General features: G+C 58.6%; 13 protein-coding genes and 1 tRNA gene. 4 read left to right on the top strand and 10 right to left on the bottom strand.

Annotated elements, in window-relative coordinates:
• Window positions 1-66 precede the first annotated feature (66 nt).
• The 5 genes from mutM to MGLY_RS18400 all read right to left on the bottom strand — a co-directional run bounded on the left by mutM (window position 67) and on the right by MGLY_RS18400 (window position 5,243).
• Complete coding sequence (gene mutM / locus MGLY_RS01340) at window positions 67-891, bottom strand: bifunctional DNA-formamidopyrimidine glycosylase/DNA-(apurinic or apyrimidinic site) lyase (RefSeq protein WP_156271388.1); 825 nt, start codon at window positions 889-891, stop codon at window positions 67-69.
• Window positions 875-3,553 carry a DNA polymerase I gene (gene polA / locus MGLY_RS01345; RefSeq protein ID WP_156271389.1) on the bottom strand — a complete coding sequence of 893 codons (2,679 nt, stop codon included), beginning with the start codon at window positions 3,551-3,553 and terminating at the stop codon, window positions 875-877. Before polA ends, mutM begins: the two co-directional genes overlap by 17 nt.
• Before the next feature lie 130 nt (window positions 3,554-3,683).
• Window positions 3,684-4,631 (bottom strand): anti-sigma factor family protein, encoded by a 948-nt coding sequence (locus MGLY_RS01350; RefSeq protein ID WP_156271390.1) that lies wholly within the window; start codon window positions 4,629-4,631, stop codon window positions 3,684-3,686.
• Window positions 4,628-4,888 (bottom strand): sigma-70 family RNA polymerase sigma factor, encoded by a 261-nt coding sequence (locus MGLY_RS18395; RefSeq protein WP_277997913.1) that lies wholly within the window; start codon window positions 4,886-4,888, stop codon window positions 4,628-4,630. Before MGLY_RS18395 ends, MGLY_RS01350 begins: the two co-directional genes overlap by 4 nt.
• Complete coding sequence (locus tag MGLY_RS18400; protein ID WP_277997880.1) at window positions 4,851-5,243, bottom strand: RNA polymerase sigma factor; 393 nt, start codon at window positions 5,241-5,243, stop codon at window positions 4,851-4,853. Before MGLY_RS18400 ends, MGLY_RS18395 begins: the two co-directional genes overlap by 38 nt.
• Window positions 5,244-5,349: 106 nt before the next feature.
• Here MGLY_RS18400 and MGLY_RS01360 point away from each other — a divergent pair.
• Window positions 5,350-5,436, top strand: a tRNA-Leu gene (locus MGLY_RS01360).
• A gap of 224 nt (window positions 5,437-5,660) precedes the next feature.
• Window positions 5,661-6,668, top strand: a complete 1,008-nt coding sequence (locus tag MGLY_RS01365; protein ID WP_156271391.1) for a DMT family transporter — start codon at window positions 5,661-5,663, stop codon at window positions 6,666-6,668.
• On the opposite strand, the gene MGLY_RS01370 is transcribed toward MGLY_RS01365, so the two are convergent.
• The gene (locus MGLY_RS01370; RefSeq protein ID WP_156271392.1) at window positions 6,665-9,463 is read right to left on the bottom strand and encodes a 1,4-alpha-glucan branching protein domain-containing protein; all 2,799 of its coding nucleotides are present in this window, start codon (window positions 9,461-9,463) and stop codon (window positions 6,665-6,667) included. The genes MGLY_RS01365 and MGLY_RS01370 overlap by 4 nt on opposite strands.
• Window positions 9,464-9,628: 165 nt before the next feature.
• Window positions 9,629-10,081, bottom strand: coding sequence for a DUF4912 domain-containing protein (locus tag MGLY_RS01375; protein WP_156271393.1), 453 nt, complete (start codon window positions 10,079-10,081; stop codon window positions 9,629-9,631).
• 379 nt (window positions 10,082-10,460) lie between these two features.
• Here MGLY_RS01375 and MGLY_RS01380 point away from each other — a divergent pair, with 379 nt between their 5' ends.
• Window positions 10,461-12,221 (top strand): alpha amylase N-terminal ig-like domain-containing protein, encoded by a 1,761-nt coding sequence (locus tag MGLY_RS01380; protein ID WP_156271394.1) that lies wholly within the window; start codon window positions 10,461-10,463, stop codon window positions 12,219-12,221.
• A 200-nt stretch (window positions 12,222-12,421) separates the two neighbouring features.
• The gene (locus MGLY_RS01385) at window positions 12,422-13,459 is read left to right on the top strand and encodes a polysaccharide deacetylase family protein (RefSeq protein WP_156271395.1); all 1,038 of its coding nucleotides are present in this window, start codon (window positions 12,422-12,424) and stop codon (window positions 13,457-13,459) included.
• An 87-nt stretch (window positions 13,460-13,546) separates the two neighbouring features.
• Here MGLY_RS01385 and MGLY_RS01390 read toward each other — a convergent pair whose 3' ends face one another.
• The 3 genes from MGLY_RS01390 to cbiM are packed head-to-tail and all read right to left on the bottom strand — an operon-like array spanning window position 13,547 to window position 16,320.
• Complete coding sequence (locus tag MGLY_RS01390; protein ID WP_277997914.1) at window positions 13,547-14,341, bottom strand: energy-coupling factor ABC transporter ATP-binding protein; 795 nt, start codon at window positions 14,339-14,341, stop codon at window positions 13,547-13,549.
• The gene (cbiQ, locus tag MGLY_RS01395; RefSeq protein WP_156271396.1) at window positions 14,334-15,278 is read right to left on the bottom strand and encodes a cobalt ECF transporter T component CbiQ; all 945 of its coding nucleotides are present in this window, start codon (window positions 15,276-15,278) and stop codon (window positions 14,334-14,336) included. The genes MGLY_RS01390 and cbiQ overlap by 8 nt, the downstream gene beginning before the upstream one ends.
• Window positions 15,268-16,320, bottom strand: coding sequence for a cobalt transporter CbiM (gene cbiM / locus MGLY_RS01400; RefSeq protein WP_156271397.1), 1,053 nt, complete (start codon window positions 16,318-16,320; stop codon window positions 15,268-15,270). Before cbiM ends, cbiQ begins: the two co-directional genes overlap by 11 nt.
• Between the last annotated feature and the right edge of the window lie 39 nt (window positions 16,321-16,359).

Genomic DNA, 16,359 nt, shown 5'->3' on the forward strand with positions numbered 1-16,359 from the left:
CACCCTTTGCCCTGTTGTGCTCTATACAGTAATATACGGGAAGAAGGTGGGATACGTGCCTGTCATTTAAACCTGGCAACCGGGGCAAAATACGGTGCTGCGGCCGCTTATTTTTACCCGCTCCAGGGTGCGACCACAACGGCGGCAGGGCTGGCCGGCGCGGCCGTAAACCTGGAGGTAATCCTGGTTTTTCCCCTGCTGGCCGCGGCCATCGACGTAATCCCGGAAAGAGGTGCCGGCATTGGCTATACCCTGCTCTAGCGCGGCCTGCATGGCCCGGTGCAGGCGCACCAGTTCATCCCCTGTCAGGGAAGCCGCCGGTCTTAAGGGATTAAGCCCCGCCAGGAAGAGCATTTCATCGGCATAGATGTTACCAATCCCGGCCAGGAGATGCTGGTCCAGCAGAACCTGTTTTACCGGCCGGCGGCGGCCGGCACAGATGGCTGCCAGGGTAGCAACATCAAAGGCCGGGTCCAATGGTTCCGGCCCCAGTTCTTTCAGCCCGGTGGTTACCGTTACCTCGTCTTCCTGGCCCAGGTAGAGGCGGCCAAAACGGCGGGTATCCAGCCAGCGCAGGGTGGTACCACCGGCCAGGTGGAAAACCACATGGGTATGGGGCAGCAAGGGGTCGGTCGCCGCCGTCAAGATAAGGCGCCCGGTCATCCTTAAATGGGCCACCAGGCAATAGCCGGCCGCCAGGTGGAAGAGGAGATATTTCCCCCGGCGGTCGAGGCGGGTTATCCTTTTACCTGCCAGCAAAGCGCTAAAGGTGGCGGCGTCGGGAACAGCAATAACGCCGGGGTGGTAAACCTCTACCCCGGCAATGGTTTGCCCCTGGAGATGGGGGCTCAGGGTACGTTTGATGGTTTCCACTTCAGGCAGTTCCGGCATGTTTTATCGCCCCCTCATAGGGTTCCATATCATACCAGTTGGGGCCGTATTTTAAGTCCACCTGGAGGGGGACCTGGAGTTCCAGGGTATTCTCCATGTTCTCTTTAACCAGGGCGGCTACTGCCGGCAGGTCTTCCTCCGGGACATCAAAGATCAATTCATCGTGAACCTGGAGGATCATCCGCGCGGCCGGGTATTGCTCCTCCAGCAGGCGGAAAATCTTCACCATGGCGATTTTAATAATATCAGCCGCGCTGCCCTGGATGGGGGTATTCATGGCTGCCCGCTCCCCAAAGCTCCGGGCGGTATGGTTGGAACTAAAGAGATCCGGCAGGTAGCGGCGCCGCCCCAGGAGGGTGGTTACATAGCCATCCTGCCGCGCCCTGGCAACGACCTCTTCCATATAAGCCCTGACACCGGGGTAACGCTGGAAATAACGCTCGATATATGCGTGGGCTTCACTGCGGCTGATGCCCAGGTCGCGGCTGAGGCCAAAATCGCTGATGCCGTAGACAATGCCGAAATTCACAGCCTTGGCACTGCGCCGCATGAACGGCGTAACTTCATTTAAGGGGACACCAAAGACCTCGGCTGCCGTCCGGGCATGAATGTCTTCTCCCCGGCGGAAGGCAGCAATCATGCCGGCGTCGCCGGAGATATGGGCCAGGACCCGGAGCTCGATCTGGGAATAATCGGCCGCCAGGAGGAGGCGGCCGGGAGCATGGGGAACAAAGGCCCGGCGCAGGCGCCGGCCCACTTCCAGGCGCACCGGGATGTTTTGCAAATTGGGCTCGCTGCTGGACAGGCGGCCGGTAGCCGTCACCGTCTGGTTAAAGGTGGTATGGAGGCTCTTCGTCCGGGGGTTGACCAGGGGTTTCAGCCCGTCCACATAGGTGGACTTTAACTTGGTAAGCTGGCGGTATTCCACCAGTTTGGCGGCAATGGGGTGCTTCGCGGCCAGCTCTTCCAGCACGGCAGCGTCGGTGGAAAAACCGGTCTTGGTCCGCTTTACCGGCGGCAGGCCCAGTTTTTCAAAGAGGATGCTCCCCAGTTGCCGGGCCGAGTTGATATTAAAATTTTCCCCGGCCAGGCGGTGGATTTCTTCCGTCAGGGCGGCAATATTGCCTTCCAGTTCGGCTCCCATCAGGTCCAGGGTTTCCAGGTCAACAGCCACACCGTAGCTTTCCATCTCGCCTAAAATCCTGGCCAGGGGAAGTTCCACCCGCCGGTAAAGCTCCTCCATGCCGGCTACCTGCAATTTGGCAATCAGATCCCGGTGCAAGAGCCTGGTAGCCACGGCCCGCCGGGCAGTGGTCAGCAGTAAAGATTCTTCATTCACCAACGCCAGGTCCAGGTGGGCCAGGCAGAGTTCCGGTAAATCATGGCGGGAAGCGGTGGGATTGAGGAGGTAGCCGGCGACCATGGTGTCGCCGCCCGGGTCGGCAACTCGTGCCCCCGCCTCCTTCAGCCAGACCAGGGCTGCCTTGGCATCGTGAAAGATGGGCCCTGCCTGCAGCAGGGGTTCCAGGGCTCCGGCCAGGCCGGCGGCAGGCATTCCGGCCGTACCCAGGACGGCCACGCCCCCTTCCCAGGCCAGTCCCACGGCTAAAGCCGCGGCGTCTAAATAATTGGCGTTATTCAGAGCCAGCTCGATGGCAACTTCCTGCTCCCCGGCCAGGCGCCTGGCGAGTGCAGCCAGTTCTTCCAGGCTGCTCAAAGTAAGGGGTGCCGGCAGGTTCAGGGTTTTGACGGTGGCTGCCGGCGCCACCCCGGCCCCTCCCGCTTGCATGGCTTTTAAGACATCCTTGACCAGGCTGTTGAACTCCAGTTCCTTGTAAAGGGCCAGGACAGCCTCATAGTCCGGGTTCTCACGGCGGCAGGCTTCCAGATCAAGCTCCGCCGGCACGTCGCAGCGAATGGTAGCCAGCTGCCGGGCCAGGCGGGCCTGGTCGGCATAGGCCGCCAGGTTGGCCGCCACTTTCCGCCCCCTCACCTCACCGGCGTGGGCCAGGACCCCTTCCAGGTCGCCGTACTGCCGTACCAGCTGCACGGCCGTCTTTTCCCCTACTCCGGGTACGCCGGGGATGTTGTCGGAGGCATCACCCATGAGGGCCTTGACGTCAATGAGCTGGCCGGGCTCCAGGCCATAAGTTTTTTTAATGGCCTCCCGGTCCAATAATTCTACCTGCGAAAGGCCGCGCCGCATGAGGAGGACCTTAACCCTGTCATCTACCAGCTGCAGGGCATCCCGGTCACCGGTCAGGATTAAAACCTCCAGCCCGGCCTCTTTCCCTTTATGGCTTAAAGTCCCGATGAGATCGTCAGCCTCGTAGCCTTCTAATTCGCAGCTTGCCAGTTTCCAGGCTGCCAGGAGGCGTTTGGCGAGGGCAAACTGGGGCCTGAGTTCCGGGGCGGTCTCAGGACGCGTCCCTTTATATTCGTTATACAGGTCGTGGCGGAAGGTAACCTTGCTGTGGTCAAAGGCTACGATTACATAGTCCGGCGCTACCAGGTCAAAGGCCTTTTGCAGCATGGTGGCAAAGCCGTAAACGGCGTTCGTCTGGACGCCGGCACTTGTCTGGAGCGGTGGCAGGGCATGAAAGGCACGGTGAATAATGCTGTTGCCGTCCACCAGGAGTAATCTGGCTTTTCTGTCAGGCATCAGTCAACCTTCTTTATTAAAACGTTGCTTTTATTTTATCTTTTTCTTGCCCGGGAAGCAATTATTTTCCCCGCCCTGATGGCCTTAACCATCAGGCTTGCAGGGATAAACCCGGAAAAACAAGCCACCCTTAAGGGGAGGGTGGCTTGCCAGGTTTATCAACCGCGCTGGATGGTGTTCCCGGCCGGGTCCCCGGCGTTACCGCCGGGGTCAGGTTCGCCTCGGGTACTTCGGGGTTTCTGTATACTTCTTCCGGGACCGTTGCTGGCCGGCCGTTATCATCAATTCCGGTACGGTCTCCGTTAGCTCCGGGGGGCCTGGTATTATCCGTCCCGGAACCACCGCCATCCTTTCCCGGGGACTGGTCGCCATTCTGGCCTCCAGGCGGGGTAGTTCCCGGTTCAGTTTGCCCGTCGTTTACAGAGAGGGTTCCGTATACATCCGGGTCCTGTTTCTGTCCCCGGAAATTACTGTTGCCGGGCTGGGTAACTGGACTCCTTTCCCGGCCATTTAATACTGGTTGGGTCTGGGGAGATTTTACGGGCTGTTGCTCCCGTTTGGGGGCCAACGGAGCGGCCGGCAATGTCACCCTCTCCGGTTCATGAGTGATGTTTTGCTGATCTAAAATTTTTATCGCGTAATCCTTATCCGGCACCGGAACCACCGGGGCCTGAAGGGCGTTATTCTGGGACTTTTCTTCCCGGGTAACTTCAGGCGCCTGCTGGCGGGCCTGGAAGTTATGGGGGAAACCGAAATAATCGGCATAAGCAGTCAGGGCCACTGCTACCATAATAGCTGCCGCCGCGGCCAGCGAGAGCCAGCTCTTCGGTAAGCGCCAGTACCAGGGCCGACAGGTCGCCTCCAGCCGTGAGCGCAGGCGCTCTTCAAAACCCGCCGGTAAATCCAGTTCCTCTTCCGACCAGGCCTGCAGAAGGTTCACCGTCTGGCGCAGGGCCTCCAGTTCTTCCCGGCAAAATGGACACCGGCGCAGGTGGTTCTCCAGGTCGCGTTGCTGGTTGGCCGGCAAAGCGCCGTCCAGGTACGGCGATAGAAGTTCCCGGTACTGGCTGCAGTTCACCGCCCCTCACCCCCTTTGCTTATATAGACGCTTTGCTTCGCAAAATGTTCCCGTTCCCGTACCAGGTGCTGCCGTAAAAACTGCCGCGCCCGGCTCAAGCGGGATTTTACCGTCCCCACAGAGCAGCCCAGGGTGGCCGCTATCTCTTCATAGCTAAAGCCCTGCACATCCCGCATGATGATTACCATGCGGTATTCCGGCATGAGAGCCTGGATTAATTTATGTAAATGGTCCTCCCCTTCCCTGGCCAGGATAATTTCTTCCGGAAGTGACTGCTTCCCCGGCGGCCAGTTCCCAGGGTACCCCCTCTGTTTCCTGCAGGCCCTCCAGGGAAAGGGTGGGCCGCCGGTTGAGGCGGCGCAGGGCATCGCGACAGACATTGGCAATGATATGCTGCAGCCAGTTTTTAAAGGAACACTGGCCCCGGAAGCCCGGCAGGTTTTTATAGGCGCGCACCAGGGCCTCCTGGGCGGCATCACCGGCATCCTCGGGATTGCCCAGGAAACGGTACGCAATGGTGTAGAGCATCTTCTGGTAACGTTCTACCAGGAGGGTAAAGGCCTCCATATCGCCCTCCTGGCTCCGGGCCAGCAATTCCTCATCCGGCACCACGGCTGCCACCACCTTCCAGCTTCTTTCCTATTCGACATCCCTCTTCCTTTATCCTTTTAGGCCTTGCAGGAATATGAAGTCTATGTTAAAATTAAAAAGCAAATAGGCCGAAGTGGTGGAACTGGCAGACGCGCCGGACTCAAAATCCGGTGGCCGCGAGGCCGTGCGGGTTCGACCCCCGCCTTCGGCACCAGATTAATAAAGCACCTGGACTTAAAATAACCAGGTGCTTTTTTGTTAAAGCTTTGCCTCTAACTTACCGGTATGCTGCTCTAGCGAGAAGTTTATCCCGGCAGTCAGTTGTCCAGGCCGTTTTTCGGCCGTCAACCCCTCCAGGGTAACTTTGCCTGTCGCCTGTCCCCGGTGCTATGCTAATATAGGATTGTTACCTGTCGATTTGCTGGAGGTTTCATAAGCATGGCTCTATGCCAGGAAGCTGAGGAGTCTGCCGTTTCCCGGGATCACACCGGAGCCGCCCGCCGGCTGGGTTATGCGGCCGTCCTCCTGGCTGCTCTCCTTTATGGGGGCAATGTCATAGCCGGCCGGTTGGTGGCCCCCTTGGTGCCGCCCCTGGCCCTGGCGGCTGCCCGGGGTGTGCTGGGCCTCATGGTACTGCTACCCTTTGCCTGGCGGGAACCCCATAAACCGCGCCTCCAGGACCTACCCTATATGGCCATGGTGGGTTTTCTCGGTATCAGCGTGGCCTACGGTACCTTTGCCTGGTCCATGCAAAACAGCCCGGCCCTTAATGCGGCCATTATCTTCGCCACCTTTCCGGCCGTTACCCTGGTCCTGCTGGCCATAGGCTGGCACGTAAAGCCCGGTCGTTACCAGATCGCGGGAATTATAATCGCCTTTACGGGCTTAACCCTGGTATCTACCCAGGGCTCCCTGGACCGCCTGCTGGCTTTACGCTTCCAGCCCGTTGACCTGGTCCTCCTGGTCAACGTTACGGCCTGTGCCCTGTCCAATATCCTGGGGCAAAAAATGATGCAGTGCTATTCCCCAACCATTACCAGCACCTGCGCCCTCTTCTTTGGTACCCTCTTCCTGCTTCCCGGGGGTCTCTGGGAGGTAGTCCACCAGGGCTGGTACCTGCCCTGGATTGGCTGGCTGTTACTTATCTATATGGGCTGTATCATAGCTGGCCTGGCAGTGTTACTTAATTTTGAGGCCATCAACCGCCTTGGCTGCGGCCCGGTGGCTATGTTCAATAACTTAAACCCCCTCTTTGCCATTGCCCTGGCGGCCTGGATTCTCAAGGAAAATCTATCCTGGTATCACGTTGCAGGTATTATTTTAGTCCTGGGCGGGGTGCTCATCTCCCTCTGGCAACATCACCCGGCAAAGGAAACAGCCCTGTCACCGGAAAATAAAAAGCACCTCCGCCGGGTCTTCCCGCCAGCCGGGCCACCTCTCCTTTAACTGGCAACCTGGGAGTGTTCCCGGAGGAGCTCCTGGTATAGGGTTAAGGTCTGCCGGGCTACCGCGGCCCAGGTATAGTCCTGGTCGACCCTGGCCCGGGCCCGCCGGCTGAGCTCCCTGGCCCGTTCGGGGTCCTGGAAGATGGTAACCAGGCAGCGCTCCAGGCCTGCAACATCGCCGGGATTAAAGCACAGGCCCGTTACACCGTCCTCCACAACCTCGGCCAGCCCCCCGGTGCGGGAGACAATTACCGGCACCCCGGCGGCCATGGCTTCCAGGGCCACGATACCAAAGGGTTCGTACAGGCTCGGGAAAACGGCGACCTGGCTGCTAGCCAGGAGCTGGTTGCGGACGGCTTCCGAGACAAAGCCGGTAAACTCCACCTGCCCGGCCATCCCCAGGCGGGCGGCCAGGGCTTGTAATTCCCCGGCATAGGGACCGGCCCCGGCAATGATTAGCCTGGCCTCAGGGTAAAGATGGCGTAATCTGGCCATGGCTTCAAGGAGGACCTGGACTCCCTTCTCCACCACCAGGCGGCCGATGAACAGGATATTCTGCCCTGGCCGGGGGTTGGTAACAACTTTGATGGGCCTGACGGCGTTGGGAATCACCTTTATTCCGGCCCTGGGCCGGAAAAGGCGCCGGATTTCCCCTTCCATATAGCGGCTGCAGCAGATTACCCGGTCGGCCCTGGCCACCAGCCCGGCCTCGATCTGGTGGATAGTTTGCTGGATGCGGTTATGCAGTCCTCTGTTGCGGCCGTACTCAGTGGCATGGATGGTAGCTACCAGGGGGACACTGCAGGCTTCCTGGAGTTCCCGGGCCGCCGCGGCTACCAGCCAGTCATGGGCGTGAAGGATGAAAGGGGTTCCTGGCAAACTGGCTATTAACTCGCGCCCGGCATCAGCCAGGGCCAGGTTGAACTGCAGCACCCAGGACAGGAAATCAATCTCCGCCTCCGGCTGCTGGTAGGTGGACAGGTAGTGGATATATACCCCCTCTTTGCTTGTCGTCAACGCCTCCCGGCCGGGCGCCAGGGTGAGGACGTGGACCTTAACTCCCAACCGGGCCAGGGCTTCCGCCAGGTCGCGGACGTGGATGCCCAGGCCACCGACATGGTGGGGGGGGAACTCCCAGCTCAGCATGAGGATTACCGGCCCTTTCCTGCTTGCCGGGTAATTTACCGGCAGCCCCCGCCCGCCCGGCCGGTAAAGGCGGAAATCCAGCCGCGGGAAAAGGTTGTCCTTGTCTTCCAGAGCACGTAAAAAATCATCGTCAAGGTTGTTGTTTTGATATTCCCGGCAGATCTTGAAGAAATTGCCCAGGTGCTCCTCCAGGCGACGGCGGGCATAGGCTACCGTCGTCTGGCTGGTGAGGATAAAGGGCCAGTCGCTGCTCTGGGCCAGGAGCAACTCCCTGGCAGCCTGGTTTAAGGCCCGTTCCTGGAGAGGAGTAGGATGGGCGCAACCGGCAGCCAGGGTTACCATTGTTTTCTCGGCCCGGTGGAGGTGGGGGTAAAGCCAGTCATTGGCCGGATTCAGCCAGACACGGTTGTAACCGCCTTCTCCCCAGCTGGAAAGCCCTAAAGCCACCTCCTGGCGGGGCGGGTATTGCTCCAGGTAAGCCGCCAGGGTGGTCAACCTGGTCTGGTAATCCGGTCCGGCTGCCAGGCGCAGGACGTCTTCCAGCCAGGCCGGTCCCTCAAACCACCAGTGGCCGAATAGTTCGGCGTCGTAAGGTGCAACCACTACTGGTTTATCAGGTATAATGCCGGCCCAGCAGGCTAGCTGCCGGTCCCGGTTGGCCAGAAAATCCCGGGCATGCTCCCGGGCCCGCTCCCTGGCCGCCTGGAAGTCATAAGGCTCCTTGCATTCCGTCTTACCGGTGATGCGGTAGTATTTTAAGCCGGTATCACCCCGGATACCTCCGATAAGGTAAGGTTCCAGGTAGCTGAAGTCCAGGTCGTAGCCAATATCGCGGTAGAACTCCCGGTACAGGGGATCGCCGGGATAGCCCTCCGTCCGGCTCCAGACCTGGTGGGAAGTCTCCCAGTCCCGGCCAAAGACGGCCACGCCACCGGCGACTTTAACCGGAGCATAAACGGCCGTTCTTACCCGGGGAACGGCATTTAACAACCCATGACTGGCGACAATAAAGTATTTAATCCCTTCAGCCTGCAGGATATTTTCGATGCCAGGCGTATAGCCGCACTCCGGCAGCCACATCCCTGCCGGCAGGCGGCCGAAGACGTCGGCAAAAAGATCTAAAGCTGCCCGCACCTGGACCCGCCACGATTCCCTGGTCAGCATCAAGGGCAGGTAACCATGGGTGGCGCAGGTGGTTATAATTTCCAGATAACCCTGCTCCTGCAGTCTTTTTAAGGGTGACAGCAGGTCACCCCGGTAAGTTTCATTAAAGGCCCGGGCAATAGCTGTGAGCCGCTGGTGGTAAAAACTGGCCAGGGGATGGAAGACGGGGTCATGCTTTATCCGCTCCATTTCCCGGGCGGCTAATCCTTTAAGGTTATCCAGGTAGCGGCCATAACGCTCCTGGAGGCGCGGGTCAATCAACATACTAATTAAAGGAGGGGACAGGGATAAGGTGAGTTTGAAGTTTACTCCCTCTAGAGCCAACTGTTCCCAGCTCAAAAGGAGGGGCAAGTAAGATTCCGTTAGGGCTTCAAAAAGCCATTTTTCTTCCAGGCTTATATAGTCCTCCAGGTTACGCACGAAGGGCAGGTGGGCATGGAGCAGGAAGGCCAGGTAACCGGTATGCTTGTTTTCCTGGTTAGCCATTGGAGAAACCCCCTCAACCATATTCGCTAGGCGCTGCTTTTCAGGCCTGTCTTTCCCTGCAGGCCCCCAAACTTCCGGGCGCGCCGGTACAGTGAGGAAATAAAGCAAGCTTGAAATACGGGGTCGTGGGGATTATCAGGGAGGCGGACCGCTGGAACGCCTCCTTCAGGACCAGCTAAAAATGCTTACAGGAGGCTCCTTCTCCAGGGGGATTGTCAAGCCCGACTCCAGGGCAACCGCCGGGGGAATGACACTGGTGAAGGATAACTCGTTGCCGCCGGGTTGTGTCCGGGCTATAGGGGTACGGGCGAGGAGGACAAATTCACCCGCCGGGCTTATGGCGCCGAGCTCGAAGTGGTACTCCATACGGGGATCGAGATTATAAAAATAGCAGCCACCGGGTTCCAGGGCAGGTAAGGTTAACTCTTGTTCCGGCAGGGGGGCATCACGGCGGCACAGGCGCAAGCTCAACTTCATTTCCGGCTTCACTATACTGAAGAAATCGTGCAGGGTCTGGATTCTTTGCGGGGTAAAATCCCAGTAAACGTAGAGGGTATGCAAGTCCTGGGGTAAACAGACCAGGGCATTTTGATGGAAGCCGCTAGCAAATTCAAGCATTCCTACTCCCTCTTAATGCATTTTTAATCTTCTTAAATGTAGCTTAATAGTAATTATAACCATTTACTGATTTTAAAGTACCATATTTTTTGTTTCCCGTCAAACCCCTCTAGGCTTGCTTTTTACTATATTTTGGTCCATAATAAACTCTGCCGGTCCGCTGGTGGCCGTTCATCCCTGGCTACTACCTTATACCTCCTTCCCAGCCGGGAAACTCCCGGCCCCGATAAAATCCACCTGGATCTTATGCCGGTCTTCGCTGCCGCAGAACCGGCCAGGCTAGGAAAACTTTAGCCGCCAGGCAGCAAATTTTACCAGGGTTAGCCAGGGCCTGCCTGATCAAAAACGATACCGGCTATGGCTGGAGGTGAAACTACCTTTGCTCCTTCACCGTACGTCCCCGCGTTTTTGCCAGCCCCTGGCGCCCGGTAAGCTTCTCCTGCGCTTAAAAACCCGCCGCCGGGCAAAACAGCACTGCCAGGTAGTTTATGAAGACCGGGGCCTGCAAACTGCCCCCATGCATGTCTACGCCCGGACCCCCCATTACCTCTATTACCAGGCAGAAATCGAGCTTTCCCGGCCCGGGGAGTGCCGTTATTTTTTCCGGTACCAGGTAGAAGGCGAGGAACCAGTATACCTTTTTGCCGGCAGTAACGAGCAGGGTGGCCGTCCTTTTACTTACCGCTGGACAGCGGCGGATATCTTTACCATCCCGGAATGGATTTACGACGCCGTCTCCTACCAGATATTTCCCGACCGTTTTTACAACGGTAACCCGGCCAATGACCCTCCCGGGACCCGGCCCTGGGGTGAAGCCCCCACCAGGGAAAACTTCTTCGGCGGTGACCTGGAGGGTATCCAGGCCAAAATACCTTATTTAAAGTTTTTAGGCGTCAACGCCCTCTGGCTCAACCCCATCTTTGCCTCCCCTTCCAACCACCGCTATAATACCAGTGACTACCTGGCCGTTGACCCCGCCCTGGGGGATACGGCTACCTTAAGCCGCCTGGTGGAGTCCCTCCACGCTGCCGGCATGCACCTGATCCTGGACGGGGTCTTTAACCATACGGGGACGGAGTTTTTTGCCTTTAAGGATGTGGTCGCCCGTGGCGCCAGTTCCCCCTATAAAGATTGGTATTATTTCTATGATTTTCCTGTCAGGATGGAACCCAGGCCCAATTATACCTGCTGGTGGGATATTCCCAGCCTGCCCAAACTTAAAGTCAGCAACCCCGAGGTGCGCAATTACCTGCTCCAGGTAGCAACCTACTGGTTGCGGGAGGCCGGCACTGACGGGTGGCGCCTGGATGTGCCCAACGAGATCGAACCTGCCTTCTGGCGCGAATTCCGGCGGCAGGTTAAAGAAACCAACCCCCAGGCCTATATTGTGGGTGAAATCTGGCACGACGCCCGCTTCTGGCTCCAGGGCCGCCTTTTTGATGGCGTGATGAATTATCTCTTTCGCGACCTGGTTCTTGATTACTTCGCCAGGCGGCGTTTCCCCATTTCTACCCTGGACTTCCTCCTGGGCCTGGTCCGCCTGCGCTACCCGGAGGCAGCCAACTTCGCCCTGTTAAACCTGCTGGGCAGCCACGACACGGCGCGGGTGATTACCACCTTCCAGGAAGGCCTGGCTGGCCTCCCCGGACATTCCGGCAGCTATGCCGAAGCCGTTACCCACCTGCGGCCAGCTCTAATCCTCCAGCTTACCTATCCCGGCGCCCCCCTGATTTACTACGGCGATGAGTTAGGAATGACCGGCGGCCCGGACCCCGACTGCCGCCGGACCATGCCCTGGGAACCCCGGGCCTGGGACCAGGACCTGCTAAACTTTTACCGGCGCTTGATTGCCCTGCGGCAGCGGTTGCTGCCTTTAAGGCGCGGCTATTTCCAGCCCTTGTTTACCGACGACCGGGCCGATGTTTACGCCTATGCCCGGCGGCTGGCCGGGGAAAGGGTGATCGTGATCTTAAATGCCGGTGATTTACCTCAGGCCATCACCCTGGCAGCAGGAGAACTGGCAATAGCCGATGGTACGACCTGGCAGGACGGTTTGAGCGGCCGTTACTTTGAAGTGCAGGGGGGCCAGATCAGCCTCCCCCTGGAAGCCAACTCCGGTGCCATTCTTTACCAGAGTTAAAGGATAGACCTGGAAATATAGCTTACCAGCAAAAATTTTTTTGCGGAGAGCTGCCATTACCACTCGCATGTGATAAAATAGGGAAGGACTTTTTCCCATCAGCCATGCAAAAGGGCTAACTCCCCGCCGGCGAATTATGAAAAGGCTGGGTAGGGAAAAGAAAGCCAGCAAAGGTCGTATTTTGGCAGGAGGGGCCAGGGGTGAAAAAAATTGCCGCCGTGCTAACGGCTGTCGTTTTGCTATTGTCCTTAACTGTTATTTACGGCAAATCTTCTTCCCGCCGCCCGGACCAGGAAGTAAATACTGCCGGCAGCGCTCCGGCAAAAACTGCTGGCCCTGAAACAACGCCCGTATCCGTAACAAAGGAAGCTGCCACCATAACGCCTGCCCTGGTTGCTACAACCAGCAGCCCCGCCAAGATTATTTACCAGAATAAAGTCGTCGTTCTCATTTACCATCATCTTGATTACCAGGAAGTCCCGGGGTTAGTTATCTCCCCGCAACGCTTTCGCCACCACCTGGATCTGCTCCGGGAACAGGGTTACCGGGCCATCAGCCTGGACCAGTTGCGCGATTTTCTCAATAGTGGCTCCGTGCCTTCTAATGCCGTCCTTATTACCTTTGATGACGGCTATGAAAGCGTCTACCAGTATGCCCTGCCCGAACTGCGCGCCAGGCACATGCCGGCTGTGTCCTTTGCCATTGTCGGCTATACTGGACAAAAACTGGGCAACCTCCAGCATTATGGCTGGCAGGAAGCCAGGGAAATGGCAGCCGCCGGGTTTATCACCCAGTCCCATACTTACAATTTGCATAACTACGGTCTTCTGGCTAACGGCCATCAAGGCCCGCTCCTGACAGGCCCCTTAAAAGATCAAAGCCCGGAAGATTTTATGAACATGGTTTATCAGGACCTGACGCGCTCCCGGGAGGAAATTGAGGCTCACCTGCAGCAACCGGTCTATGCCCTGGCCCTGCCCTATGGCGCAGCCAGCCACCTGGCCATCCAGGCAGCCGTCCGGGCCGGGTTTAAGCTTGTTTTTACTACCCAGGCAGGCGCTATTGTCCAGAAAAGCAACCCCCTGGCCCTGCCCCGGATCAATGCCGGTTCGCCGGCCGTATCGGCCAGCGAACTTGATATAATGATCCGTAAAGCTGCCGCAGTAGAAACTCCTGCTTTAACAAAGCCACAGGCCCAAACCAGGATAACTGGTAAAAAGGCTAATAAAAGGATCTAGCGAAGGACCAGCCATCCCCATTTGTTCCTCACTACAAATAATGCCAGTGGCGGGGATTGCCCGCTACTGGCATTTTGCGTAACCCGGTTAATGGGCGTGCAGGTGGAAATAGCCCTGGTGGTGGTGCTCATGGAAGGCTGCGTCAATAAGGTTGACCCGCATCAAGAGCTCGCGGTTGACTAGGATTTCCGGGGGCGAGCCTGCTGCTGCCAGGTGGTGGTCTTCCCCCAGGACGAAAACCCGGTCGGCAATTACCGGGACAATAGCCAGGTCGTGGGTGGCGGTGATGATGGTCTTGCCGGCCTGGTTTAGTTTAACCAGCATTTCCACCAGCCAGCGCTGGCTGCGGGGGTCCAGGCCGGCCGTCGGTTCGTCGAGGATCAGCACCTCCGGGTTGCTGGCCAGGACGGCTCCCAGGGCTACCTTTTTCCTTTCCCCGCCGCTCAGTTTATGGGGGGGACGATCGGCCAGGGCTTCCAGTTCCAGCAGGGCCAGGAGGGAATCCACCCGGGCTTTAACTTCGGCCGCCGGTAATTCCAGCTGCAGGGGGCCAAAGGCCAGCTCTTCCCTGACGCTGGCGTTAAAGAGCTGGGCCTCGGAATTCTGGAAGACAAACCCCACCCGGCGACGGAAGGCCAGAAAGAAATCTTCATCCTCAAAACAGGCCTCGGTCAGTTCCTGGTCCTCAAATTTCACCGTTCCCTGCCGGGGGAAAATCAGGCCGTCCAGGAGCCGCTGGAGGGTGGACTTGCCCGAGCCGTTGGCGCCCAGGAGAACCACTTTTTCCCCGGCGTTAATGGTTAAGCTGATCCCTTCCAACGCGGGCCGGCCGTCGTCATAAGCGTAGCTGACATTATGCAGAGTATAGAGGGCTTTAGCCACCAAGGTAATAATCGCCACCTAAAAGGATTAATCCCGCCAGGATGATCCCGGCGAAGCGCCAGTAGTCCCCCGGAGCCAGGCTGAAATCTTCCAGGCAACGTCCTTCCCCGCGATAGCCCCGGGCCACCATGGCCTGGTAGACTTCTTCGCTTAAAGCATATGCCCTGGTCAGGAGGTTTCCCATGGCCCCGGCCAGGAAATGGCGGTTCATTTTTATATCTGACTTGCCCACCAGGCGACTCTGGCGGGCTGTAAACATCTCTTCTGTGGTTTTGAGCAGCAGGAAGATATAACGATAGGTCATGCTAAAAATCAGGACAAAAATCCTGGGTACCCGTAAAACCCGCAGGGCCCTGAGCAGGGCCGCCCAGCGGGTGGTCATGGTCACCAGGAAAGCCAGGGAGACAGTCACTCCCACCCGGAGGATGAGGAGCCCGGCCCCGGCCAGGCCCTGGCGGGTAATGGCCAGATCCGCCGGCAGTTGCCAGGGCCCCAGGTTTACAGGCCCTCCCAGGTGCAACAGGACCACCAGGGGCTCGCCCGGGCGCACCCAGTTAAAGAGGGAGGGAAAAACCATTATCCCCGTAAACAGGGGCACAAAGAGCCAGACGCGCTTTAGATATGGGCCTAAAGGTATCCGTGAAAGGTAAGCCAGGAGAATTACCCCCCCGTATATGCTAACCAGGGTAAAGGGGTGGCGGGCCAGGCCGGCCACCACGGCCAGCCACAGCAAGCCCACAAGCTTTAACCTGGGATCCAGGCCCTGGAGCCAGCCCCGGCGGGCGGCCAGTTCCTCGGCAAAAAGGACCTCCTGGCCAAAGTGGGCCAGGTCCTGTAGGGTCTTCTCGCCAAAACCCGGCCGCCGTTTGCTGCCCCCGATGCGGACGGGTGCATAGTTGTTTTGCCTTAACCAGGATGGTAAATTTTCAGCGGGCATGGTAGTTGGCTTCCGGTTTTTCTTTCCGGGTCGTTAATTTGTGGACTACCAGGAAAATGGCTATAATTATCCCCAGTCCCACCAGGGCCGACAGGATATAACCCAGGGCCTCGGCCCCAAAGCTGCCCGCCAGCCCAGGGACGGTATAATCCGGGAAGAGGGCATGGGACCAGCTGGCGGCCAGTTTAACCATCCCGGCCGGGACAAAGCCCAGCATCTGCTGTAACTCTTCCGGTGCCCATTCGCCCCAGGCCGTACCACTAGCCAGGATACCCAGCGGTGATAGCAGGATCAGGATACCGAGCCCTATAGCCAGTCCCTTGAGCCCCGGGCCGCCGGCCCCGGCCGCAGCTGCCGTCCTGGCCTCCGGGTAAAGCTGGAGTAAGCCGGGGTTAGCCCGTTCAAGGTAGCGGACCACCAGGCCGGTAACTATCCCCTCGGCCGGGCCGGCCACCAGGAGATGGGCCAGGGCCATGGCCGGGACGGCCAGGGCGAGGGGGTAGGGACTGTAAAGGGGTACCCCGCTGGCTGTATGGAAAAGGACCGGCTGGAGGCCGAATTCTACCGCTGCCGCCAGGGCGGCCAGGTTGATCCCTGTAAAACCGGCTATTGTAGCCGCCAGGACCCGGCGGCCGGGGGACACCGGCGACCTGCCGGTCAAGAGTTGATAGACATAAAAACTTGCGAAGGGCTGGATAAAAGCGATGTTAAAGGCGTTGGCGCCAAAGGCCAGGATACCGCCGTCGCCAAAGAAGAGGGCCTGGATGGCCAGGGCAATGGAAAGGCCAATGGCAGCTGCCCAGGGGCCGAGGAGGATGGCGAGGAGTGCACCACCGGTGGCGTGGGCCGTGGTGCCGTCGGGGATGGGTATGTTGTACATCATAATGGTAAAGGAAAAGGCGGCGCCAATGGCCAGGAGGGGCACCTGCCTGGCCTTCAAGGTGGCCCGGACCTTCCGGGCTGCCGCGCCCCAGACAGGCAGCATAGCTGCCCCAAAAACGGCACAGGTCTGGGGACTCAGGTAACCGTCGGGAATATGCATGCTATCAGACCTCCTTGCTATTCCCCATGGCCAAAGAAA

The sequence above is a fragment of the Moorella glycerini genome (genome assembly GCF_009735625.1).
Lineage (GTDB): Bacteria > Bacillota > DSM-521 > Neomoorellales > Neomoorellaceae > Neomoorella > Neomoorella glycerini.